The organism is Geotalea uraniireducens, assembly GCF_027943965.1.
In the GTDB taxonomy this organism is placed as follows: Bacteria; Desulfobacterota; Desulfuromonadia; order Geobacterales; family Geobacteraceae; genus Geobacter; species Geobacter uraniireducens.
The window spans coordinates 277,611-301,314 of record NZ_AP027151.1 but is presented as its reverse complement, the minus strand read 5'-3'; the positions used below and the strand labels follow the sequence as shown (position 1 = coordinate 301,314).

At 59.0% G+C, this 23,704-nt stretch carries 22 protein-coding genes; 16 read left to right on the top strand and 6 right to left on the bottom strand.

Annotation, left to right across the window (positions count from 1 at the left end; genetic code table 11):
* Window positions 1-9 precede the first annotated feature (9 nt).
* The 3 genes from QMN23_RS01375 (at window position 10) to QMN23_RS01365 (ending at window position 3,879) form a co-directional block, all read left to right on the top strand.
* Window positions 10-717, top strand: a complete 708-nt coding sequence (locus QMN23_RS01375; protein ID WP_282001322.1) for an NAD(P)/FAD-dependent oxidoreductase — start codon at window positions 10-12, stop codon at window positions 715-717.
* Between the two features lie 184 nt (window positions 718-901).
* The gene (locus QMN23_RS01370; protein WP_282001321.1) at window positions 902-2,227 is read left to right on the top strand and encodes a hypothetical protein; all 1,326 of its coding nucleotides are present in this window, start codon (window positions 902-904) and stop codon (window positions 2,225-2,227) included.
* 26 nt (window positions 2,228-2,253) lie between these two features.
* A complete protein-coding gene (locus QMN23_RS01365) occupies window positions 2,254-3,879 on the top strand; it encodes a LysM peptidoglycan-binding domain-containing protein (protein ID WP_282001320.1) in 1,626 nt (541 codons plus the stop codon).
* Window positions 3,880-4,078: 199 nt separating this feature from the next.
* Here QMN23_RS01365 and QMN23_RS01360 read toward each other — a convergent pair whose 3' ends face one another.
* Together QMN23_RS01360 and QMN23_RS01355 are read right to left on the bottom strand one after the other, a co-directional pair.
* Window positions 4,079-4,786: a LysM peptidoglycan-binding domain-containing protein gene (locus QMN23_RS01360; RefSeq protein WP_282001318.1), complete on the bottom strand. Its 708-nt coding sequence runs from the start codon at window positions 4,784-4,786 to the stop codon at window positions 4,079-4,081.
* 1 nt (window position 4,787) lies between these two features.
* Window positions 4,788-7,754 (bottom strand): tetratricopeptide repeat protein, encoded by a 2,967-nt coding sequence (locus QMN23_RS01355; protein WP_432613091.1) that lies wholly within the window; start codon window positions 7,752-7,754, stop codon window positions 4,788-4,790.
* 218 nt (window positions 7,755-7,972) lie between these two features.
* Here QMN23_RS01355 and uvrC point away from each other — a divergent pair, with 218 nt between their 5' ends.
* Window positions 7,973-9,886: an excinuclease ABC subunit UvrC gene (uvrC, locus tag QMN23_RS01350; protein ID WP_282001317.1), complete on the top strand. Its 1,914-nt coding sequence runs from the start codon at window positions 7,973-7,975 to the stop codon at window positions 9,884-9,886.
* Here uvrC and QMN23_RS01345 read toward each other — a convergent pair.
* A complete protein-coding gene (locus QMN23_RS01345; protein ID WP_282001315.1) occupies window positions 9,861-10,361 on the bottom strand; it encodes a TlpA family protein disulfide reductase in 501 nt (166 codons plus the stop codon). The genes uvrC and QMN23_RS01345 overlap by 26 nt on opposite strands.
* A gap of 32 nt (window positions 10,362-10,393) precedes the next feature.
* Window positions 10,394-10,723 (bottom strand): thioredoxin TrxA, encoded by a 330-nt coding sequence (trxA, locus tag QMN23_RS01340; protein WP_282001314.1) that lies wholly within the window; start codon window positions 10,721-10,723, stop codon window positions 10,394-10,396.
* 211 nt (window positions 10,724-10,934) lie between these two features.
* Between trxA and QMN23_RS01335 the strand changes: the two genes are divergently transcribed.
* The 9 genes from QMN23_RS01335 (at window position 10,935) to QMN23_RS01295 (ending at window position 18,973) form a co-directional block, all read left to right on the top strand.
* Complete coding sequence (locus QMN23_RS01335) at window positions 10,935-11,609, top strand: precorrin-2 dehydrogenase/sirohydrochlorin ferrochelatase family protein (protein ID WP_282001313.1); 675 nt, start codon at window positions 10,935-10,937, stop codon at window positions 11,607-11,609.
* Window positions 11,606-12,421, top strand: coding sequence for a c-type cytochrome biogenesis protein CcsB (gene ccsB, locus QMN23_RS01330; RefSeq protein WP_282001312.1), 816 nt, complete (start codon window positions 11,606-11,608; stop codon window positions 12,419-12,421). The genes QMN23_RS01335 and ccsB overlap by 4 nt, the downstream gene beginning before the upstream one ends.
* Before the next feature lie 19 nt (window positions 12,422-12,440).
* Complete coding sequence (hemA, locus tag QMN23_RS01325) at window positions 12,441-13,745, top strand: glutamyl-tRNA reductase (RefSeq protein WP_282001311.1); 1,305 nt, start codon at window positions 12,441-12,443, stop codon at window positions 13,743-13,745.
* Window positions 13,746-13,832: 87 nt separating this feature from the next.
* Window positions 13,833-14,789, top strand: a complete 957-nt coding sequence (hemC, locus tag QMN23_RS01320; protein WP_282001310.1) for a hydroxymethylbilane synthase — start codon at window positions 13,833-13,835, stop codon at window positions 14,787-14,789.
* 61 nt (window positions 14,790-14,850) lie between these two features.
* On the top strand, window positions 14,851-16,392 hold the full coding sequence (cobA, locus tag QMN23_RS01315) for a uroporphyrinogen-III C-methyltransferase (RefSeq protein WP_282001309.1): 1,542 nt from the start codon (window positions 14,851-14,853) through the stop codon (window positions 16,390-16,392).
* Window positions 16,393-16,461: 69 nt separating this feature from the next.
* Complete coding sequence (locus QMN23_RS01310; RefSeq protein WP_282001308.1) at window positions 16,462-17,229, top strand: TatD family hydrolase; 768 nt, start codon at window positions 16,462-16,464, stop codon at window positions 17,227-17,229.
* A gap of 14 nt (window positions 17,230-17,243) precedes the next feature.
* Window positions 17,244-18,014: a tRNA threonylcarbamoyladenosine dehydratase gene (locus tag QMN23_RS01305; RefSeq protein WP_282001307.1), complete on the top strand. Its 771-nt coding sequence runs from the start codon at window positions 17,244-17,246 to the stop codon at window positions 18,012-18,014.
* Between the two features lie 119 nt (window positions 18,015-18,133).
* Window positions 18,134-18,631, top strand: a complete 498-nt coding sequence (locus QMN23_RS01300; protein WP_282001306.1) for a ferritin family protein — start codon at window positions 18,134-18,136, stop codon at window positions 18,629-18,631.
* Window positions 18,632-18,973 carry a hypothetical protein gene (locus tag QMN23_RS01295; protein ID WP_282001305.1) on the top strand — a complete coding sequence of 114 codons (342 nt, stop codon included), beginning with the start codon at window positions 18,632-18,634 and terminating at the stop codon, window positions 18,971-18,973.
* Between the two features lie 101 nt (window positions 18,974-19,074).
* Here the strand turns inward: QMN23_RS01295 and QMN23_RS01290 are convergent, their stop codons facing one another.
* Together QMN23_RS01290 and QMN23_RS01285 are read right to left on the bottom strand one after the other, a co-directional pair.
* Window positions 19,075-19,266, bottom strand: a complete 192-nt coding sequence (locus QMN23_RS01290; RefSeq protein ID WP_282001304.1) for an FmdB family zinc ribbon protein — start codon at window positions 19,264-19,266, stop codon at window positions 19,075-19,077.
* A 187-nt stretch (window positions 19,267-19,453) separates the two neighbouring features.
* Entirely contained in the window at window positions 19,454-21,508 is a 2,055-nt protein-coding gene (locus QMN23_RS01285) for a sodium-translocating pyrophosphatase (RefSeq protein ID WP_282001303.1), read from the bottom strand.
* Window positions 21,509-21,736: 228 nt separating this feature from the next.
* On the opposite strand from QMN23_RS01285, the gene QMN23_RS01280 reads away from it, so the two are divergent.
* The 3 genes from QMN23_RS01280 (at window position 21,737) to QMN23_RS01275 (ending at window position 23,658) form a co-directional block, all read left to right on the top strand.
* Window positions 21,737-22,180 (top strand): Fur family transcriptional regulator, encoded by a 444-nt coding sequence (locus tag QMN23_RS01280; protein WP_282001302.1) that lies wholly within the window; start codon window positions 21,737-21,739, stop codon window positions 22,178-22,180.
* Window positions 22,181-22,190: 10 nt separating this feature from the next.
* Complete coding sequence (locus tag QMN23_RS19600) at window positions 22,191-22,316, top strand: rubredoxin-like domain-containing protein (RefSeq protein WP_432613090.1); 126 nt, start codon at window positions 22,191-22,193, stop codon at window positions 22,314-22,316.
* Window positions 22,317-22,443: 127 nt separating this feature from the next.
* A complete protein-coding gene (locus QMN23_RS01275) occupies window positions 22,444-23,658 on the top strand; it encodes an FprA family A-type flavoprotein (protein ID WP_282001301.1) in 1,215 nt (404 codons plus the stop codon).
* Window positions 23,659-23,704: the final 46 nt, after the last annotated feature.

Here is a 23,704-nt window from a genome sequence, read left to right as displayed (position 1 = left end):
GGAAGGTCCATGAAGAAAGATATTCCAAGTAAAGGGGCAATCCTGCAGCGGGACCGTGAAACTTACGCCGTTGCCCCCCATATTCCCGGCGGCTTCACCGATACCGCCACGTTGCGCAAGCTGTGCGATGTGGCTGACAAATATGGCGCCAGGGCGCTGAAACTTACCTCGGCCCAGCGCATCGCCCTGTTTGGGATCGAAGAGGCGAACATCGACCCCCTCTGGGCCGAACTGGCGCAGCAGCCGGGAGCGGCAATCGGCCTCTGTGTTCGCAGCATAAAGATCTGCCCCGGCACCACCTGGTGCAAACGCGGCATTCAAGATTCGGCGGCGCTCGGCCTGAAAATAGATCGGCTCTATCACGCCATGGAACTCCCCAACAAGATGAAGATGGGCGTCTCGGGATGTATGCTCTCCTGCGCCGAGGTCGCGGTAAAGGACATCGGCATCATGGGAACCCCGAAAGGCTGGCGGATCTATATTGGCGGGAATGCAGGGGCAAGGCCCCGACTCGCCGACATGCTGGTGGACAATGTCGGCAGCGACGACGAAGTCCTGGCAATCATCGCCCGGATCATCGACTGGTATAAGCAGTCGGGTAGCGAACAGCGGCTCGGCCGGCTCATCGAACAGCGCGGACTTGAGCAGGTACGGGAAGAATTGCTCGGGCCGCCGGCCAGCCCATCGGCAGCCGTCGGCGAACCGGCTCCCGCCTGACGGCCTCGTAGCCGACAGTTCCGCTGCTTACCAGGGATCAACTCTCGCAATCTCTGGTGCGATGGGCAGTTACCCGGCAAATACGCCCCGCCCCCTCTTTTTCCGGCTCTTCTTTGTTATTGATTATCGGCGTTCCGTCACATAGAATACGCCACACTGCTATTTACCGGATAATGGGGCATTTGTGGTCACTATTCTCCTCATAGCCGATCAAAACCGGCTCGAACGGCTCTTCGATTTCACGAAGGATTACCCGCAGATTGACCTGCGCATTTCCCGTTCTCTCCGCCAGGGAATCCAAGACATCAGCGAACGCCCCCCCGCCCTGCTCTTCATCCAGAACCATCTGTCAGGGCTGTCCGGCGAAATTATCGTCCGCCACCTCTTGGCCGAAACGGCAGCGGGTCGGCCGCGCGTTACGCTGTTCTGCGAAGCCGGCGATTCGTCCGTTGACAATTCCCTTGCCACAGCTTTGGATGTTTCTTTGAGCGATGAAGAGCTGACATCGGCAATCATCGGGATCATCGCCGGGAGTGAAGCTGCTGACGGCGCCATCGAGGCCCCCCTGGCGCCGTCAGCTGAAATGCCGGTCGACACACCATCTGCACCGCTGCCAAGCAAAGAGCCGGAACCTGAGAGCAACCTGGTTGAGCTATCCGGCCCGTCATTCATCAGCGATTCTGTGGCGACGGCCAATGACACGTCGCCATCGCCACCGGCCGCCACGCCGTTCGACCAGCAGCTCCAGTCGGCTCTTGAGCAGGCGCCCCAACCGGTGCCGCTCACTGAAATCGAAGAGCACCTTGCCGAAGAAAGCGCCGGGCACTCAGCCACGGCACGCCACATGGCTTCCCCTGCCTCCCGGCAACCAAAACGTCAGGCCAGCATCCTGCGGTATCGGGCAGCCCTAGTCGGTATCGCAGCAGTGGCCATCATCGGTATCGGTTTCTTTTTCGTCGGTTCGCCGAACAAGCCCTCGACTGCACCGCTGGCAACGCTTCCCAAACAGGCAACGGTCAAACCGCCGCCCCCCCCCGTACCGGCAAATGGCGGCCCAACCGCCAAAGCCACTCCGGCGCCAGGTTCTGCCGCAACACTGCCCTCGCCCCCCACACCAAAAGCGCCGGCGCCAACGACCCAGCCGGCAACTGGCGGGCTGACCACGTTACCTGCGTTCATCCCCCGGCAGCGGGTCGACAAAACCTATGCCGCAAAACACCCGGGCTGGGAGCGGTACCATGGAACCAGAACCGAATTCCGGGTTTATCGCACCAACGGGACGATCAAGGCGATCCAGGCAATCGACCGGAGTGGCCTTGGCATTCCGGAATCGTTCATGCGCGGTTCGCTGCGGCAGATGACGGGAGATGATCGTATCTCGGTTACTGACCGGCAGCAATCCAGCGGATTTTTGATCGAAAAGGGGACCGTCACGTCGGGAGCACGCGTTGTCGTCTACCGTAATGGTCCCCAGCGGGCCGTTCGGGCCTTTGTCGTTTATTTCCAGTAGCAGCAATTTTCTTCCGGGACGGTATCATGATCAAACGCCCAACCACGTTCGCCAGCACCCTGCTCTTGACGGGAATCATTGCCGTTTCCGCCGGTACCAATAGTTTTTGCGCCTCTTCTCAGTTCGAGCTTGACCTTCAGGAGCTGCAGAATGCCCCACCAACGGCCCGGCACCAGAAGCGGTCGGCGACCCGACCGGCCAGCCACGTAAAGAAAGAGCTTCCCCCCGCTGACGAGGAGGGATATTCCCGCTACACGATCAAGCCGGGAGATTTTCTGTTCAAGGTCCTGATCCGTGATTTCGGCCTGTCGAACAACGCCGCCGAAGCACTCCTGCCGGAAATTCAAAGAATCAATCATCTCGCCGATATCAAGCGCCTCGAAGTCGGGCAAACGATTCTGATCCCGCGACGACAACCAAAGGTAAAGACACCCGTTTCCCAGCTTAATGCGAGCGAGCCGAGCCCTCCCGCGTCGAACAAATCGGCAGCGGCGGCATTACAGCCGGAACCACCGCGACACGTCCAAGCCCCGGCCGAGCCGCCCCCCCCTCCCAAACAGGTGCTGACTCTCCCCCCGGGCCCTTCAACCGCACCGCCAGCGGCCCCGGCCCCGCCATCGCAAGCCAAGGAGGAGCAACCTTCCACCTCGGTTCAACTTCCGTCCTTTGCGTCCCGTCTGATCACCGCCTGGACTGAGCTGGTCCCCGGGCAGGGTGAGATCCGGCCGATCAGCCTGAACGGTAAAACACTTCCCGCCGACCGTTTCCCGCTCCTCTTGGCAGCAGACGGCGGCAGGATTCTTGTCGATCTGAGCGGGGCGCTGTCGGCACAGGAGAAAGCCCTGCTGGCAGTGAATTATCCGGATACCCGGGTGGTCGTCCGCGGCAAGGAAAGCGTCAAGGACTTTTTCGCCACTCTTCTCCATACCGCAGAATTTGCCCGGGTCGACAACAACGTCACAGTTGATTTCGGTTCCGATCCCCGGCTGACGGTGTACTTCGATTTCCGGGTTACGACCCTGCCGGCAGCGACCCGCGGCCCGGAAGCGGTGTACCTCTGCATCGACGAAAATGTGCCGGCAATGCCGCAACCGCTACAAGATTATCTGGCGAGCAACGGTTACCGGGTCGTCGAGTTTGACGCCGGAGCGGCAAAAGCAGCCACCGACCCAGGCTACGACTTACAGACCATTCCCCAAGGCGCACCGTGTGAAACGACAGCGGCGCTCCTCGACGCCTTGTCGATTCGCCTGGAGAAAAACCGCATCGTCTCCGGATCGTTGTCCGACAGTCGTTTCAGCATCCGGGTCGAAGGATTCTTTGAGAATGGGGGAAAACGATTCATCCTTAGCTGCGACGATAGCGATTCGTACAACTACACGTTGTTACGGCTCCTGCAGCTCGATGGCTACACCATCATCCACTTTGCCGCCAACAGTACGTACGGGACCACAATTGATACCGTCCTGACCGCTCTCGACTACCCGCATACCCAAGGGACGCTGCAGTTCCCCTACGGCCGATATTCGATTACTCTTACCGGATTCAAGGTAACCCGCAAGGTGCCCTCGCCCGGTAGGCTGCTGATCACCTCCCAGCCAGCCGAGCCGTTATTTGCCGAATTGCTCAAATGGAGCCCCGACAAACCGTAACTGACTTTTCACCATCACTTGTGCCAGCGATACAGGAGAGACAGCAGTCGCAGATCATGACATGTGAAGACTGCCGCAGTTAGCATCTGCAAGAGTTGGATAGATTTTCGACCAAGCGGGAATGGGACAGACAAGGCCCGAGGAGGGCGACGCAATCAGGCAGCAATAACAAAGGGGGCGATGATCATCGCCCCCTTTGTTATTGCTGATTCGACAGTTTCAGCATGGTGTCGGCTCGATAGAGCGAGACGTCCGGGACAAGCGGCGAATCGGGATAGCGCTGCAGAAAGAGGTCGAAAGCTTCGAGCGACTGCCGGTAGTTCCCCGTTTTGTATGCTTCGATCCCCTGTTCGTAGAGAGTCTGTTCCCGCTGCGCCGCTTTCTTCGGTGGTTCAGCGGGGCGGGCCGGCACAGACTGCCGCACTGGCGACGGCGACACTCCGGCACGGCTTGCCGGCGGAGCAACCGTTGTCACCGTCTTCGGGGCCTTGGCTGTTCCGGCGTCTTTCCGTCCCAATTTCCTCCCGGCATGCGACCGAGGCCGTTTCGCCGCTTCGGCAGCACTGGCGGCTTTCCGCGGTTGCACCGTCTGCCTACCCTCTGCCGGCGCTACCGGCACCAGCAGGCTGTTCCCGGCATAGATCAGATTGGGATTCTTGATCTCGTTGAACAACAGAATCTGTGGATAGTAGCCGCCCCGACCGTTATACTTGCGCGACAACGAATAAAGGGTGTCGCCTTTCTCGATGGTAATGCTTTGCACAAGCACCCCTTCTTCAGGGCTGGCCGGCTTTTTGCCCTGAGAAGGTTCCGGGGCATAGAGCAGATAGTCGCCGCCGTAGGCCTGACCGCCGAGCGCAAGGGTGAGTATCAGTGACGACATGTAATACCTGAGTTTTCCGCTCATATCAGTACCTGTTCCCGAGCTGATCCTGATACTTCAGAATATTTTTCACCTGAATATTCGTCCCGACCGCCGTTCCGGTCCGAACCCGGAATGTCACCTTGATTGCCCGCTTCTCGCCAGCCCCCAGTTCGTCAAACTTCCAGCGGTAATCGCCACTGGTCCCGCGAATGAACGGCGGGTCCGAAGCGACCAGTTCGAGGTCCGTTGGCAGGAAGCTCTGCAGCTCAACCATCTTGGCCATGCTCGAACCGCGGTTGGCAAAGTTCAGCTCGAACGAGGAGACCTCACCCGGCTTCAACCTCCCCCCTTTACCGTTCATCACCAGATCGATCACCGGCCGCGAGAAACGCAGGGCTATCATCGTCGCGCTGCCATGGGCCCTGTCGCTCTCCGGCTCAAAGGAGAGCGATACATTGACATTCGTGCCGTCCGACTCGGTGTTTGGGGTCGAGAGGTCGAGAATCACATAGGATTCTTCTTTGGGGGCCAGTGGGCCGACATGGTTGATGATCGGCTCGTTGCTCTGGCGGATCCCGTCACGATTCAGGTCCTGGTACAAGGTGTAGCTGATGTTGGGCGGCAGCGTTGTTTTAATGAGGAAGTCTTCCCGCACATTACCGGTATTGGTAACAATCAAGGGGACCGAAACCGGCTGACCGGGAATAACGACCAGCTTGTCGCTATTCGTCCTGACCGCAACCCCGCTGACAGCCTGGACGAGCGAGGCAACCGACAGGAATGAATCCCGGGTTTGCAGTTCATTGTTCACCACATCGGCCCGCAAGTACAGTTCCTGTTGTGCAAGGGCCTCTTCTTTCAACTGGAAGGCCACCTCGAACTCCCGGCTCTCGCCAGAGGCCAGCCGCATGCCGTCAATGACCAGGGCCGCCTTCATCTCTTGCTTGAAGCCGCCGTCCAGATAGCCGACCGGTTCGTATTGCGGCGGGTAGTTCAGTCGTAGTGTCACCCCTTGGGCCGCTGCCGTACCGATGTTCAGGAGCGCAATCCGGTAAACGACCTTTTGCCCGGGAAGTATTTCGGTCTTGTCAGTCTTGACGACGGCTCGCAGCAGGGGTGCTGAAGCCGTCAGGAATATATCCCGCGCCTGCGAGGCATCGCGATCAACCCGGGAAGCCACCTTGATCGGATAAATGATTTTCTGTCCGTCGATGTATTCGCGAGGCACCGTAAAGGAGAGGACGCCCCGAAACCGTTCACCCGGCGCCAGAACAGGGGTCAGGTTGATCGGGACTTCCTTCTTTGCCGCATCGGCAAACTGGGCATTGAACTCCGGCGGGAACCCGGACTCGAGGAAAAAGCTGTCCGGCCCGTTCCCCCGATTAACAACCTCGAAGGACAGCTCATGACGTTTACCTACTTCCATAGCTTCGCCGGTCGGCAGAAGCGAGAGGTCCACATCGGCATACTGACCGACTTCGAGGGACAAAATGCGGGCGTTTTTCTCCAAAGGAACCACTTTTGCCGCCGCTTCCCCCTTCACTGCCTCGGGATAGGCGATACCGAGCTCTTGCAGCTTGGCCACTGCTGCCGCTGCAGCACGTGTTCCGGGGAACCGGTCGATCAGCGACTTGTACTCCGCAATGGCCTTTTCCCGGAGGGCATTCCGGCGGACCACATCCTCATTGGAAGAGCTGCGAGCGGCCTTTCCCCGCGCAGCCTGCTCACGTGCGGCCATCTCGGCTGAGGCTTTTGCTGAAGCCGCAGCCTCTGAGGTACGAAGCTCGGTTGCCAGCTTTTCGGCGGCAGCCTTCTCAGTCGCCGCTTTCTGTGCCGCCAGTTGCTCAGCCGCAGCCTTCTCCTGCGCGGCTTTCTCTGCTGTCAGCTTCTCTTGTGCGGCCTTGTCGGCAACAGCTTTCTCCGCTGCCAGCTTCTCTTGCGCTGCCTGCTCGGCGGCAGCTTTCTCTGCTGCCAGCTTCTCTTGCGCAGCTTTCTCGGCGACGGCTTTCTCCGCTGCCAGCTTCTCCTGCGCTGCCTTGTCGGCAGAAGCTTTCTCCGCTGCCAGCTTCTCTTGGGCGGCCTGCTCGGCGGCAGCTTTCTCCGCCGCCAGCTTCTCTTGCGCAGCCTGCTCGGCGGCAGCTTTCTCTGCTGCCAGCTTCTCCTGCGCTGCCTTGTCGGCAGAAGCTTTCTCTGCCGCCAGCTTCTCCTGCGCTGCCTTGTCGGCAGCAGCTTTCTCTGCCGCCAGCTTCTCTTGGGCGGCCTTGTCGGCAGCAGCTTTCTCTGCCGCCAGCTTCTCTTGGGCGGCCTTGTCGGCAGCAGCTTTCTCTGCCGCCAACTTCTCTTGGGCGGCCTGCTCGGCGACGGCTTTCTCTGCTGCCAGCTTCTCCTGCGCTGCCTTGTCGGCAGCAGCTTTCTCTGCCGCCAGCTTCTCTTGCGCAGCTTTCTCGGTGGCAGCTTTCTCCGCTGCAGCCTTCTGGACCGCCGCTTGTTCTGCGGCAACCTTTTCCCTGGCGGCCGCTTCAGCAGCTTGTCGCGCCAAAGCAGTTTTTTCCGCCAACGCTTTTTTGGCGGCAGCCTGTTCAGCCGCTACCGCCTCAACCCCAGTCCGCTTCGCCATCACCGGCAGCTGTTCGCCCTTATCGTATCGAGCCACAAGGTTCAGCAAATCGTCTTCAACGGTCCCCTTGAGCGGGCTATCGGGATACTCTTTGAAAAACTGCGACATATACTTTGCAGCATCTCGTTCGTAGCCCGCTTTGAAATTTGCCCGCGCCAGCCAGAAGATGGCCATATCCCGGAGCGGCGTATCGGGATATTTATCGAGCACCGTTTTCATCTTCTCAATGGCAGTAGGAAAGTCCTTTTTCTGGTAGGCATTGAAGCCAGCGATAAAAATCTGGGAATCTTCTGAATTAACGGCAAAGGCGGGAGTGGAAAGGAGAGACGCGATTATGAGACATCCGGTTAGGCACCTGAAAACGGCAGTGCGGAAGAATTTCATAAAATTCACGGACTTAACCTTTCCAATTGCAGATAAAGGCATAAAATTAATCAGTTTCAGTTAAATAGCATCATAACACCAGCTTGTCAACGAAGAATGCCGCGCGAGTCCTTGTAACTACGCGGAAATCTGCCAACGTGACCCGGCTGGGTCGCGGGCCATTGTCCCGCCACAACGAATGGCTCTCTCCCCTTTAAAAGTTTCGGCACAAACGCTATACTCCTTCCATGGTTGACGATTTCCACATCGAAACACTGCCGGTATCTCCCGGCGTTTACCTGATGAAGGGGGAGCGCGGCGAGATTCTCTATGTCGGCAAAGCAAAAAATATCAGGAAAAGGGTCCGCTCCTACTTCGGCAAAGGCGGCGAATCCCGCTACCACATCCAGTTTTTGGTGACCAAGGTAAAAAGCATTGATTGCATCGTCACCGACACCGAGAAGGAAGCCCTGATTCTCGAAAACACCCTCATCAAGCAGCACCATCCCCGCTACAACCTCGACCTCCGCGACGATAAGACCTACTTTTCGCTGCGAATCGACTTGAACGAGGCATTCCCGCAAATCAGCATCATCCGCAAAGTCATTCAGGACGGCGCGCGCTACTTCGGGCCATATTCATCGGCATCGGCAGCGCGCGAGGTATTGAAGCAACTCTATCGATTGTTCCCACTGCGTCATTATCCCTTGGCAACATGCCGGCAACGCAAGCGTCCCTGCCTCTTCTACCAGTTACGGCAATGCTCGGCACCGTGTCACGGGCTTATTTCCCGCGACGATTACCAGGCGCTCGCCGAAGGGGCGGCACTGTTCCTGGAAGGGAAAAATCACGACCTTTTAAAGATTTACCGACAACGCATGAACAGCGCCGCGGCAGAGGAACGTTACGAGGAAGCGGGACGCTTTCGCGATCTCATCCACGCCATCGAGGTTACCGTCGAAAAACAGAAAATGGTGACCCGGAGCAACGAGGACACCGACGTGGTCGGCTACTTTCGCCACGGGGCATACAGTTCCATAGCTTTGCTGTTCATTCGCGGCGGCAGGCTGAACGGCAACAGGAACTTCACCTTCGCCTGGGAAATGGACGACAACGAATGCCTCTCGTCGTTTCTCACCGACTATTATCAGCGAGACGTTGTCATCCCGGGCGAAGTTCTGCTGCCAATGCCCAACGACGACCTTTCGGCGCTGACCGAACTCGTTACCGAACGGCGTCGCCGGAAAACGAAATTCGTCTATCCGCGGCGGGGGACCAAGGTTGAATTGGTAAAACTGGCGATCAAGAATGCCGAATCAGCACTGCAAAAGGAACTCGACCGGGTCGCCAGTGCCGAGACGGTACTGGCCGAGCTGCAAGATCGTCTCCACCTGCGGAACGTCCCGCACCGAATCGAGTGCTATGACATTTCGACAATCCAGGGAACGTTCGCCGTTGGCAGTCGGGTTTCTTTCTTCAACGGGAAAGCCGACAAATCCGGGTATCGGCGCTACCGCATCAGGACCGTCCATGGTTCAGACGATTTCGCCATGATGCGCGAAGTCCTCTCGCGGCGCTTCAGCAGGGACATGACCGAAAACAACACCCCTGACCTGATCCTCATCGATGGCGGGATTGGCCAGTTGAACGCCGTCACCGCGGCCCTCGACGAACTCGGCATCAAGGGGATCGATACGGTTTCCCTGGCAAAAAGTCGGGTTGAGCGGGAAATGACCGGAGAAGAGATCCAGCGGAGCAATGAACGGGTGTTTCTGCCGGGGAGAAAAAATCCGGTGGTGCTCAGGCAGAATTCGCGCCCTCTCCTCCTGCTGGCACAAATCCGCGATGAGGCGCACCGCTTCGCTATTACCTATCATAAACAGTTGCGACAGAAGGAGACGCTTCACTCGCTGCTGGACAACATCGCGGGAGTGGGCAGCAAACGACGGCGGGAATTGTTGAAACGATTCGGCAGTCTTGCCGGGCTCAGGAAAGCACGTCGTGAAGAGCTGATGGCCGCATCTTTTCTTCCGGCCAACGTCGTGGAAAATATTTGGCAGGCATTGCATCCAGACGAAAACAGCGGCTCCCCGGAAAGGGAAGCCGCTGCTGACACAATTACGGAAAGACCGTCCGCTAAGGCTCGGCCAGAAGCTTCTTGATCAGGTCTTCCATGCTTTTCAGGGTTGCATCGGACCCGCCCATGAATCTCTCGGCGACAATCCCCTTCTTGTCAATGACGTACACCGTCGGTAACGAGCGGAGCCCGTAATCGGTCTGTATCCCTTCGTTGGCAAGGGCCACCGGATAGTTGAACCGTTTCCCGGCCACAAAGTCCTTCACGCCCTGCTCATCACCCTCGTCGAGCGACAGGCCGAGAACCTGCAAACCTTGCTTGCCGTATTTGCGATTCAAGGCTATCAGGTGGGGGATGGCTTCCCGGCAAGGCGGGCACCACGTGGCGAAAAAATCGATTACCAGCACGTATCCGTGATAGTTCGCCAGGGAAATCTGCTGCCCGGAAGTACTCACCACTTTGATTGGCGGGGCAGGCTGCCCTTTTTGCGCCATGGCAAAAGAGGACGCGGGAACTGCCAACACCAGAAGGAACATCGCCACGACTAACCGGATACGCATCGTCTAGAACCTCACCACAGCCTGTTTGTATGTTACAGGGCTTTTTTGATCAGGGCTTCGAGCTGCGCCTTGGGAACCGCTCCGACGACCTGATCCACCACCTTCCCTTCCTTGAAGAGAATAACCGTCGGAATGCCACGGACACCGTACTTGCCGGGGGTGCCCGGATTATCGTCAACATTGACCTTGCCGACTTTCACCTTACCTTCAAACTCCTCGGCAATGGCGTCGATTACCGGTGCAATCGCCTTACAGGGAGCGCACCAGGTTGCCCAGAAATCAACCAGTACCGGGATATCGGATTTAAGAACATCGGCGTCGAACGTATCATCGCTGAATGTCAGTACTTTGTCGCTAGCCATTAAAGCCTCCTTTAGCGGTGGACATAAATTGCACTTTCAGAATATAGCCGAGCTTCCTGAAAACATCAAGGAGGAAATCCCCGACCCGGTGAGAGCGATTGCCGGTTGCCGGCACAGCTCATTCCACTCTATCCCCTTGGCAAAGCGGCTAAAATCTGCTACACCGTTACCCTATTGGTATTACCTCTTTTCCCGGACAAGGCTGCTCCCGATGGAACTATTTCCCATCAACCTGCGTCTGCAGGGCCGAAACGTCGTCATTGTCGGCGGAGGGCGGGTCGCCCTGCAAAAATGCCTCTCCCTGCTCCCGGCCGGTGCCGCAATCACGGTTATTGCCCCCGAGCTCACCGCCCCGCTTTGCACCTTGCGCGATGAGGGAAAAATCGACCACCGCCAACGCGCCTTCGCGCCGGAAGACCTGGATGGCGTGTTCATGATCTTTGCCGCTACCGACGATCCGGCAGTCAACAGCGCCGTTGCCGCCGCGGCGGTAGCGCGGCAGATCCTGGTTGCCGCCGTCGACCACCAGGAACGGGGGAACTTTACGACGCCGGCAATCCTACGGCGCGGCGAGCTGACCATCGCCGTTTCGACCGGCGGGAAAAGCCCGGCTCTCGCCCGTAATATCCGCGATCAGTTGGCGAAGCGCTATGGCAGCGAGTATGATGAAGCGCTGACGATCCTGGGCGCCGTGCGCGAAAAGCTGTTGACGGCCTCTGATAACACCGCTTACAATAAGAAAATTTTAAACGACCTCGCGGCTTCCGAGCTCGCCAAGCTGCTCAAAAGGCGGCGATATCAGGAGGTCGATCGCCTGCTCACCAACCTGCTCGGCCCCGGGTACACGACGACCGAATTGGGAGTACAGTCAAAGGACCGCCCATGAATGCCCTGCTCTTCAAGATAACCCTGGCAATCTATCTCGCCGCGACTGTTGCTTACATGGCCTACCTGGTAAAGCCCCGCCAGAATATCGGCCGCATCGGCCGCTGGCTACTCTCCATCGGACTTGCCGCTCACTGTGTCTTTACTGTCGACCGGTTCTACGAGGCGGGACACACCCCCATCACCAACCTCCACGAGTCGCTCTCGTTTTTCAGTCTGGCAGTGGTGGCCGTTTACATCACCTTCGAGCGCCGTTACAAAATTTACATCCTCGGCTCTTTCGTGACCCCCCTGGCCCTTTTGATCATGGTGGCATCAACCGGCTTCCCGTCAGCGATCTCCCCGCTCAATCCAGCCCTGCAGAGCCGCTGGCTGGTCGTTCACACCACGATGGCATTTCTCAGCTACGCCGCATTTGCCGTGGCGTTTGGCGCCGCCATCATGTATCTGATTCAGGAACACTTCCTCAAGAGCAAAAAGCTCGGCCCGATGTACCAGAAGCTGCCGCCGCTCGACATTCTCGACGAAATCAATTACCGCTGTCTGGCTTTCGGTTTTCCGTTGCTCACTTTTGCCATCATTGCCGGGGCCATTTGGGCGGAAACGGCCTGGGGAACCTACTGGAGCTGGGATCCCAAGGAAACCTGGTCCCTCATCACCTGGTTCGTCTATGCGGCGCTGCTTCATGGCCGCCTCACCACCGGCTGGCGGGGGAAAAAGGCGGCTATTCTCGCCATCATCGGTTTTTTCGTGCTGCTCTTCACCTTCCTCGGCGTCAATCTCTTCATGCCGGGATTGCACAGCTACAAATAATGTCAGAGGCGTATGACGAATGAATATTATTGTTGTGGGGCTTTCACACAAAACTGCCTCCGTTGAGATTCGGGAAAAAGTCGCCTTTGCTCCGACACAGATGGAAAAGCCATTGCGCGCCCTCACGGCGTTGGATGACATCGGTGAAGCGGTCATCGTCTCCACCTGCAACCGGGTCGAGATTTACGCCACTACCCGCGACATTGCGGGGGGCATGGCCCGGCTCAAGCGCTTCCTCGCCGACTATCACGGCCTTTCCCTGGATTCCCTGGAGCCGCACCTCTACATTCACCACAGCGAAGCGGCCATCCGCCACGTCTTTCGCGTTGCATCGAGTCTCGACTCCATGGTCGTCGGCGAACCCCAGATCCTCGGCCAGATCAAGACCGCCTACGGCTACGCCGCCGAGTACAAAAGCTCCGGCATCATCCTCAACCGCTTTCTGCACAAGGCATTTTCCGTCGCCAAACGGGTTCGCACCGAGACGAAAATCGCCTCGTCGGCAGTCTCCGTATCGTTTGCCGCCGTCGAACTGGCAAAGAAGATTTTCGGCGAACTGACCGACAAGACCGTCATGCTGATCGGTGCCGGGGAAATGTGCGAGCTGGCCGCCAAACATTTTCTCAACAACGGAGTGCGGGGGGTTATGGTAACGAACCGGACCTACGAGCGGGCGGTGCGGCTGGCCGAAGAATTCGACGGCAAGGCGATCGCCTTCGAAGATCTGTTCGACCACCTCCACAAGGTCGATATCGTCCTCACCTCCACCGGCGCCCCCCACTACATTATCAAGCAGAAAGACGTTGAGGACGTAATCCGGCGGCGCAAGCTCAAGCCGATGTTTTTCATCGACATCGCCGTGCCGCGCGACATCGAGCCCAAGGTCAACGATGTCGAAAACGTCTATCTCTATGATATGGACGACCTGCAGAACGTCGTCGCCTCAAATCTTCAGCAGCGGGCCGAGGAGGCGAAAAAAGCCGAGGCGATCATCGACGAAGAGATCGGCCAGTTTTACCGCTGGATTTCCAACCTCGAAGTGACACCCACCATCGTTGCCCTCCGGACCAAGTTCGACGAGGTGCGAAAAAACGAGCTGACCAAGACCCTCGCCAACTGGAAAGATCTCCCGCCGGATGCCGAACGACGGCTCGATGCACTCACTTCGGCCATCATCAACAAGCTTCTCCACCCGCCGACCAGCGCCCTGAAATCGACGGGCCAGGGGGGACGGACCGACTTGTACGTGGATGCGCTGCGCGCCCTGTTCGACCTGCAGACCGACGTACCGGAAGAGAAGAGTCTCGGCGAACTGGAAGAATAGACAATCACCACCGGCCGCTGAGCCTGAGAAACGGGAAATCTATCGTTTGCAGGCAGGATTCGGCGGCGATGCAAAGGAGCATATGCAATGATATTGAAGCAGCTACGGATCGGAACCCGCGCCAGCCAACTGGCGCTCTGGCAGGCGAACTGGGTCAAGTCGATGCTTGAGGAACGCTATCCGGGGATGGCAGTGGAACTGGTCAAGATCAAGACGATCGGCGACAAGATTCTCGACGTGCCACTGGCCCAGGTAGGGGGAAAAGGGCTGTTCGTCAAGGAGATCGAAGAAGCGATGCTCCGTGGTGAGATCGACATCGCCGTGCACAGCATGAAGGACGTCCCGACCGAATTTCCCGAGGGACTCGGCCTCGTCTGCATTACCGAACGCGAAGACCCACGCGACGCCGTTATCTCCCGGGGAGTTAAGTTTGCCGACCTGCCGCAGGGAGCACGGATCGGCACTTCGGCGCTGCGGCGCCAGGCGCAGCTGCTCAAGGTCAGGCCCGATCTGGAGATGATCATCGTTCGCGGTAACGTGGAGACCCGGATCAGAAAGCTGGAAACCGAGAACCTCGACGCTGTCATCCTCGCCGCCGCCGGGCTCAAGCGGCTCGGTTTTACCGCCCAGGTAACCGAGTACCTGCCGGTCGAGCTGTCGCTCCCGGCTATCGGCCAAGGGGCACTCGGCATCGAATGCCGGTTGGACGATGAAAAAGTCCGGGAAACCATCGCCTTTTTCAATCACCCCGACACCGCCCACGCGGTCCGGGCGGAGCGAGCCCTGCTGTGGCGCTGTGAGGGAGGCTGCCAGGTACCGATTGCCGCTCACGGGCTGGTGAACGGCGAGACGCTGACCCTGACCGGCTTTATCGCCTCGGTGGACGGCAGCCAGACCGTCAAGGATATGATGAGCGGCCCGGTAGCCGACTGCGAGAAGCTGGGCATCGCGCTGGCCGAAAAATTGCTCCGGAACGGCGGGCACGAGATTCTCAGCGAAGTCTACCAGCGGGAAGTATCCCGGGAGAAGGAAATTCCGGTCTAATTCCGACAGGTGCGCATTCCTCCGTGCCCCGCCAAGGGGCACGCTCTCTTTTAGTTACCCCATGGCAGAGAAATCCACACAACAAGGTCTTGTATACCTCATTGGCGCCGGCCCGGGCGATCCCGACCTGATTACGGTCAAGGGGCGGGATTGCATCGCCCGGGCAGATATCGTCATCTACGATTATCTGGCCAACGATGCCCTGCTGACCCACGCCCGTCCGGGCACACAGCTAATCTACGCCGGCAAGGTCGGTGGGCAACACAATCGCGAACAGTGGCAGATCAACGAGCTGCTCGTTGAAAAGGCCCTGGCCGGCAACGTGGTGGCCCGGCTCAAAGGTGGGGACCCCTTTGTCTTCGGCCGGGGGGGCGAAGAGTGCGAGGCGCTGCTTGCCGCCGGTATTCCTTTCGAGATCGTCCCCGGCGTCACCGCCGGGATCGGTGCCGCCGCCTACGCCGGTATCCCGCTGACTCACCGGGAATTCACCACCTCCGTGGCCTTCGTTACCGGCCATGAAAGTCCGGGCAAGGACGTTTCGGAAATTGACTGGCAAGGGCTTTCACTCGGCAGCGGGACGATCGTCTTTTACATGGGGGTGAAGAACCTGCCGCTGATTGCCGCCAACCTCATCGCGCACGGTCGGTCGGCAGACACGCCGGTAGCCCTGGTCCGCTGGGGGACGAGGCCGGAGCAGGAAGTAATCACCGGCACCCTCGCCACGATCGCCGAGGCAGTCCGTCTGCGCGGGTTCAAGGCCCCAGCCATCACCATCGTCGGCGACGTGGTCAGCCTACGCGACAAACTCCGCTGGTTCGACAACCGGCCGTTGTTCGGCAAACGGGTTGTCGTCACCCGGGCCGCCGATCAGGCTGGCGCATTCAGCCGTAAACTGGCCGATCTCGGCGCGCAGGTGCTGGAGTGCCCGACCATCGAAATCGTCCCCCCCGAACAATGGTCCCAGCTAGATGAAGCGATCGCCGGCTTGTCCGATTTCGACTGGCTGGTCTTGACATCGGCCAACGCAGTTCAGTACTTCTTCGCCAGACTTCAGGCACTGGGCAAGGATAGCCGGGCTCTCGGCGCCTGCCGGGTCTGCGCGGTCGGACCGAAAACCGCCGCCCTTCTCCGGACCCAGGGGGTCAAAGCCGACCTGATTCCCACCGATTACAAGGGCGAAGGGGTGGTTACCACCTTGCGTTCGCAGGAGATAAGGGGGACCAGGGTCCTCTTTCCCAAAGGCGACCGGGCTCGGGAAGTCATCGAAAAGGGGCTGAAAGCGCTGGGGGCCGAGGTGATCGCACCGGTCGCCTATCGCAACATCACTCCCGCCAGCCTTTCCGCCGAAGTGGTCCAGGCGCTGGAAGAGCGGCGCATCCACTGCATCACCTTCACCTCGTCCTCAACCGTGCAGAACCTTGCCGCCCTGCTGGGCGAGAACCGGCTGCTCAGGCTGCTCGAGGGGGTACTGGTCGCCTCGATCGGCCCGATAACTTCGCGGAGCTGCCGTGACCTGGGACTGGCGGTCCATGTGGAACCCCGGGAATACACGCTGGACGCCTTGACTGACGAGATCGTCAGCGCCTTCGCCGCACACGATTAAACCGAGCAGCTCATTTCTCCGCCCGGCCGGTGCCATCCTCCCGATACCCGGACGCGGCTGGAACGCCTCATGATGATCGATACCCATTGCCATCTTGATGCTCCGGAATTCCACCAGCGACTTGACGAGGTGATCGCTGCCGCCCGGCGAGCAGGAGTCGAACGGTTCGTCATCCCGGGGGTGGCTCCGGGGGGTTGGGACGGTATCCGACAACTCGCCCGCGAGCGGCCTTTTGTCCTCCCCGCCTTCGGCATTCACCCCCAACACGCTGCGCAGGCCGGCAGGCGGGAACTCGACCGGCTGGCCGACCTGGCACCGAGTGCCGTAGCGATTGGCGAAATCGGCCTCGATTATCTGCTGCCGGACCAATCGCGCCAGGTACAGCAGGATATTTTCCGCGCCCAGCTGCGTATCGCCGGGAGCTCTGCCCGGCCTGTCCTCATCCATTGCCGTAAGGCGTTCCGGGATCTGCTGGCCATCCTGGCAGAAGAAGACGGAATCCGCTGCAGCGGCGTGATGCACAGCTTCTCGGGAAGCCCGGAAATCGCCCGGGACTGCATCGCGGCCGGCCTCTTCATTGCCGTTTCCGGGACAGTTACCTACCGGAATGCCGTCCGCCCCGTCGAGGTTGTCAGGCAAACACCGCTGACCAGGCTGCTGCTGGAGACCGACGCTCCCGACCTGACGCCCGAACCGTATCGCGGCCGGCTCAACGAGCCGGCCTACCTGGGGGAGATTGCCCGCCGGGTCGCAGAAATAAAGAACGTCCCCGTCGAAGAAGTTACCCGGGTCACCACCGCCAACGCCGGCACCCTGTTCGGTTTCCTCCCCCGCTGACACACGAGGTATCCATGTCTACCCTGCATCGATTTTCCCGTACGGAAATTCTCATCGGCTCCGCCAGTCTCGACAAACTTCGCGGCGCGACGGTGGCCGTTTTCGGGCTTGGCGGCGTCGGCAGTTACGCCGCCGAGGCGCTTTGCCGCGCCGGCGTCGGCCGGTTGATCCTGGTCGACTTCGACGACATCTGTCTCACCAATATCAACCGACAACTGCACGCGCTCGATAGCACCGTCGGCATGGCCAAGGTCCAGGCGATGGCGGCACGATTCCGGCAGATCAACCCGGAAGCCGATATCGTCCCCTGCAAGGATTTTTACAGCGCCGAAACGAGTGACTTTCTCCTCGGTGAGCGGTGCGACTACGTGATCGACGCCATCGATCACATCACGAGCAAGCTGCACCTGATCAAAACATGCCGGGAGCGGGGTCTGCCGATCATCTCCAGCATGGGAGCAGCGGCAAAGCTCGACCCAACCAAGATCAGGGTCGCCGACATTTCAGCCACCACCACCTGCCGCCTGGCGCGCATCATGCGCAAGCTGCTCCGCAAGGAAGGAATCCAGCAGGGGGTAACCGTTGTCTATTCGGTCGAGGAGTACCAGCCACAGGCCATCGTTGACGCCGGCTGCCGGAGCAACTGCATCTGCCCCAACAAAGACGAACAGCTCTTCAGCTGCGAACATCGCCGGACCATCCTCGGCAGCATTTCGTTTATCCCGAGCATCTTCGGCCTGACGATGGCGGGAGTAGTGGTCAACAAACTGCTGGAGAGGGGCTGAAGCGGCACCAGACGGAGCTTTCGGGCCAGGACAAATAATTGTTCGCCAGTTGAAGCGGATTTATTTGCCGATATACTGTTTACAAATCCATTTAATGCAGATCAGAGGAGGTAAACACCATGGGCAAGGAATATTCGATTCAAGAGGCGCTGAAACTGGCCATCAAGGGCGAAAAAGACAGCATGGACTTTTACCGGAAGGCGGCAGCCGTCACGAAAAATGAGCGGGCCAAAAAAGTCTTCGACCTGCTGGCGAACGAGGAGGTTGGTCATCTGAAAGCCTTTTTCGATCATTACAAAGGGGGCGAATTCGGCGATATCACTTCATACATGGCCCAACCGCCAGATACCAAGAATCCGACCTATATGGCATTGATGAAAGCGATCGACGAAGAGACGCACGAACAGACCGCCCTGGAGATCGCCCTCAAAGAGGAAAAAGCCTGTATCGACCAGTATACCGTGATGGCGCAGGACATCATCGATCCGCTGGTAAAGGGAATTTTCCTTCAGGTAATCAAGGAAACCGAGAAACATCAAGCTCTTATTGAGGAAGAATACCGCCATGTGATGACCATGGTCCACGAATCTGACCAGGATATTTACGTGAGGGAATAAATGAAGCGGATTTTTGCGACGATACCGGCAATCGCCCTCTGGGGAATGGCTCTGGCGGTGTGCGCCTCGGCGGCTGAGGATGTGCGGGGAATTACGCTGCCCCAGCAGGGACTGAAGGTCGTTGAGGAAAAGTGCCTTGTCTGCCACAACCGGAAACGGATCGACGAAGCCGTACAAAAGCGGCAGGAGATGGCAAAGATCATGCGCCGGATGGAGCAAAAGGGAGTGCGGCTCACCGAGCGCGACCGGATGGTGATCGGCCATTTCTGGAACCAGTCGCCGTTCCAGAAGCAGGGAGGAACCCCCTTGCCGGCATCGCCTCCCGACGTACCGCTCAAATAACCGGTTGACGCATCGGCACAATAACAAAGAGCGACTGATTTGCTTTCAGTCGCTCTTCTTTTTCGTGCCGGAGCTGAGCGCACGGCTCAGAAGCGAGGGCCTCAGCCACCACCGCTGGAACAGGCAGGGGCGCCTCCCGTCGACCCGCCGCCGACGGCGCAGGTGGAAAACTGCTTTTGCACGTTGGCCGAACCGCAGTGGGGACAGACCGTATCCTTGGCGCCGGCTCCCATCTTCTGCAACAGCGAAAACGCCTCGCCACAGGCTTCGCACCGGTATTCATAAATCGGCATCGATGACCCCTCTAATACATAGTTAATACTATATATATAGTATGCCATATTCATTGTCCAGCAAATTGTGGCAACGAGATGAGTTGCGTTTAGCGGGACACCTTACCGCCCGGAATCCCCGGCAATAAAAAAAGCGGCCCGGGTTCTCCGGGCCGCTCCGTACGGCTGGCTGGATGGTGATCGGTGCCTAGCCCAGCTTGCTGAGCAGGGGAACGATCAGCAGCGAGACGATATTGATGATCTTGATCATCGGATTGACGGCCGGGCCGGCAGTGTCCTTGTAAGGGTCACCGACGGTATCGCCGGTAACCGCGGCCTTGTGGGCGTCGCCACCCTTGCCGCCGTGGTAGCCGTCCTCGATGTACTTCTTGGCGTTATCCCAGGCACCGCCGCCGGTGGTCATCGAAATAGCGACGAAGATCCCGGTGACGATGGTGCCGACGATGACCCCGCCGAGAGCCTTCGGACCGAGGGTGAAGCCGATAATGATCGGCGCGGCAATCGGGATGATGCCCGGGATGATCATCTCTTTCAGCGCCGTCTTGGTTACGATATCGACGCAGGAAGCGTAGTCGGGCTTGCCAGTCCCTTCCATGATCCCCTTGATCTCGCGGAACTGGCGCCGGACCTCTTCAACGACCGAACCACCGGCCTTGCCGACCGCCTCCATGCAGAGAGCCGCAAAATAGTACGGGAGCATCCCGCCGAGGAACAGGCCGACGATGATGTACGGATCGGACAGGGAGAATTCGATCGACTGTCCGGCCAGTCTCAGTTCGTCAACATACGAGGTGAAGAGGATGACAGCGGCGAGACCGGCAGAACCGATGGCATACCCCTTGGTTACGGCCTTGGTGGTGTTACCCACCGCGTCCAGCGGGTCGGTGACGGCACGGACCGAGTCGTCCAGTTCGGCCATCTCGGCAATACCGCCGGCATTATCGGTAATCGGTCCGTAAGCATCCATCGCCACAACGATACCGGTCAGCGACAGCATGGAGACGGCGGCAATAGCAATGCCGTACACGCCGGCGCACTTGAAAGCGACAATGATCCCGGCAGCGATCACGATGATCGGCAGGGCGGTGGCTTTCATCGAAATACCGAGGCCGGCGATGATGTTGGTGGCATGGCCGGTGGTGGAAGCCTGGGCGATGTGCCGGACCGGCGCATATTCGGTGGCGGTGTAGTATTCGGTGATCCAGAAGATCGCCCCGGTCACTACGAGTCCGACGATGGCCGAGATGAAGAGGCTGGTGGCACCAAAGGTCTGGCCGGCACCGTTGGTCAGCCCCTCGGGGAACATCTGCATGGTCACGAAATAAAAGGCAATGCAGGCGATGACGCCGGAGGCGATCAGCCCTTTGTAGAGGGCCGGCATGATTTTCTGGCTGGCGCCCAGCTTGACGAAAAAGGTGCCGATGATCGACGCGATGATCGAGATGCCGCCCAGGATCAGCGGATAGCTAACGGCGCTGGTGCTGCCGGTGAAGGCGATGGCGCCGAGCAGCATGGCGGCGATCAGGGTCACGGCATAGGTTTCGAACAGGTCGGCAGCCATCCCGGCGCAATCGCCGACGTTGTCCCCGACGTTGTCGGCGATAACGGCAGGGTTACGCGGATCGTCCTCGGGAATACCCGCCTCGACCTTGCCGACCAGGTCGGCGCCGACATCGGCCCCTTTGGTGAAAATCCCGCCGCCGAGCCGGGCGAAGATGGAAATCAGCGAACCACCGAAGCCGAGACCGACCAGCTGGCTCACCACATCCTTGACCGGCGCGCCGGGCATTAGCTGCTGCAGCACCTGGTAGTAGCCGGCAACGCCGAGCAGCCCGAGGCCGACCACCAGCATACCGGTGATGGCGCCCCCCTTGAAAGCAACGTTCAGTGCCTTGTGGATGCCGGACTTGGCCGCTTCAGTGGTCCGGATGTTCGCCCGAACCGAGACGAACATGCCGATGAAGCCGGTCAGACCGGAAAAGATGGCGCCGATGGCGAAACCCACGGCGGTTTTGAAGCCGAGGGTGGCAAAGAGCGCCACGAAGATGACCACACCGACGACCGCAATAATCGTGTACTGGCGCTTCATGTAGGCGCCAGCCCCTTCCTGAACGGCCGCGGCGATCTGACGCATTCTTTCATTCCCCTGGGGGAGCTTCAGAATCCAGCTGGCCGACAGCAGGCCGAAAACGACGGCTGCCGCAGCGCAGACCAGGGCAAAGAGTACTGCATACTGTTCCATGAAAAAAAACCTCCTGTAATTTTACCTTACTATGAGGCGTCGACTTACTGGATTACCATGACTGTTTTGGAGCAAAAACGCAAAATTGTTATAGGAAATGCATAGTTTTGTCAATGCTAAAATGGTGGCAATACTGGCAGACCGTCAAGATCCGCCCGTGCCGGCAGGAGCGCACCGGCACGTTTCCCGCTTGACAACGTTGCCAGTTGCAATAAAATACCATCTGTTATGAAGTTTCAACCTGCCTTCAAAGATAACAAGATCAAGCATCTTGAGGAATGCTGCCGCAAAGAGGGGCTGCCCGTCACCATTCAGCGCCGGCTGGTTCTCGAAGCCCTGGCGGAGCGGACCGACCACCCTTCGGCAGACCAGCTGTTCGAGGCGGTCCGCGACCGGCTTCCCGGCATCTCGCGGACGACCGTCTATCGCGTTCTGGAAACACTTGAGGAGCTGGGGGTCGTACAACGGATCAACCACCAGGAGGCCCGGGTTCGCTTTGACGCCGAGACCAGGCACCATCACCACCTGCTCTGTACGCGTTGCCATAAGGTTGTCGACCTCCGGGATCCGGAGCTTGACAAGCTCAATCTCCCCCCGTTCAACAACGAAGGCTTTGCTGTCAGCGGCTTCACCATTACGGTCAGTGGCATCTGTCCCGCCTGCCGGGATTAATAAATTCATCATGGAGGTACGTATGAAAAAATGGCGTTGCACTGTTTGTGACTATATCCACGAAGGTCCTGAACCGCCGGAAGTGTGCCCGGTCTGTGGCGTCGGCAGGGATCAGTTCGAAGAGATTACCGAATAGCGCTGCTTTCCGTGCCGGCCCATTTCAAACGCCGGAATGGGCCGAAAGCGGCGATCAACCTCAGGCGTCCCCTGCCGGGTAGCGATAACTGCCGACAGGACACGTTATCAGTCAAGGAGGCAACCAAGTGAAGGCCGTAGAGATAAAAGACGGAATATTCTGGGTCGGCGCCGTCGACTGGGCGGTCCGTGATTTCCACGGATATGTGACCCCCCGCGGCACAACCTACAACAATTATCTGATCATGGACGAAGAAATCACCCTGATCGACACCGTCAAGTACGACTTCGCCGATCTGGCGATCAAGAACATTTCCGGGGTTGTCGACCCCTCCCGAATCAAAAACGTCGTGATCAACCATATCGAGAACGACCACGCCACGAGCCTGGACCGGATCATGGCCCTTGCGCCGAACGCCACGATCTACATTTCCGAGAAGGGAAAAAAAGGGATCGAGCGGTTCTTCGACACGTCCAACTGGACCATGAAGACCGTCAAGAGCGGCGACACCCTGACCATCGGCAAGCGGACCCTCGAATTCCTGGAGACGCCGATGCTGCACTGGCCCGACTCAATGTTCACCTACTGCCGGGAAGACAAGGTACTCTTCACCCAGGATGCCTTCGGCCAGCACATCGCCTCGGCAACCCGCTTCGACGACGAGTTCGAGAAATCCGACTCGGCCGCCGAACTGGAAGACTCGGTAATCGACTACTACGCCAACATCCTGATGCCCTTCGGCCAGATGATCAAGAACAAGATCGCCGAAGTGCAGAGCAAGGGGCTGGCAGCGGAAATCATCGCTCCCGACCACGGGATAATCTGGCGGCAGAACCCGCAAAAAGTCCTCGACATGTATCAGGATATGGCAAATGGCAAAGCCCGTCTCGCGGTGGCGATTATTTACGACACCATGTGGCAGAGCACCGAAAAAATGTCGGTGCCGATCGCCGAGGGAATCAGGGCCGAAGGGCTCGACTGCCGGGTCATCAAGCTGCGGGCCACGCCGATGAGCGTCGCCATCAAGGAATTCTGGAAATGCCGGGGGACGCTGATCGGCTCGCCGACTCTCAACAATATCCTTTATCCGAGCGTTGCCGAGTTCCTCACCCACGTCCGTGGGCTCAGGCCCAAGAACCGGCTGACCGGCGCCTTCGGCAGCTACGGCTGGGGCGGCGGAGCGGTCAAAGAGGCGTACGAAGAGTGCAAGCGGATGGGACTCCAGACGGTTGAGCCTGGAATCCAGATCCCCTACCGGCCTTCTCCGGACGACGAAGCGGCCTGCTTCGAGTTCGGCCGTTCATTCGCACGGCAGGTCATCGAGTACCACGCCGGCTTCTGACCGGCTGGACAGCAGTAGGTGCCCGGGGCGCGGAGGGGGGGAAGCC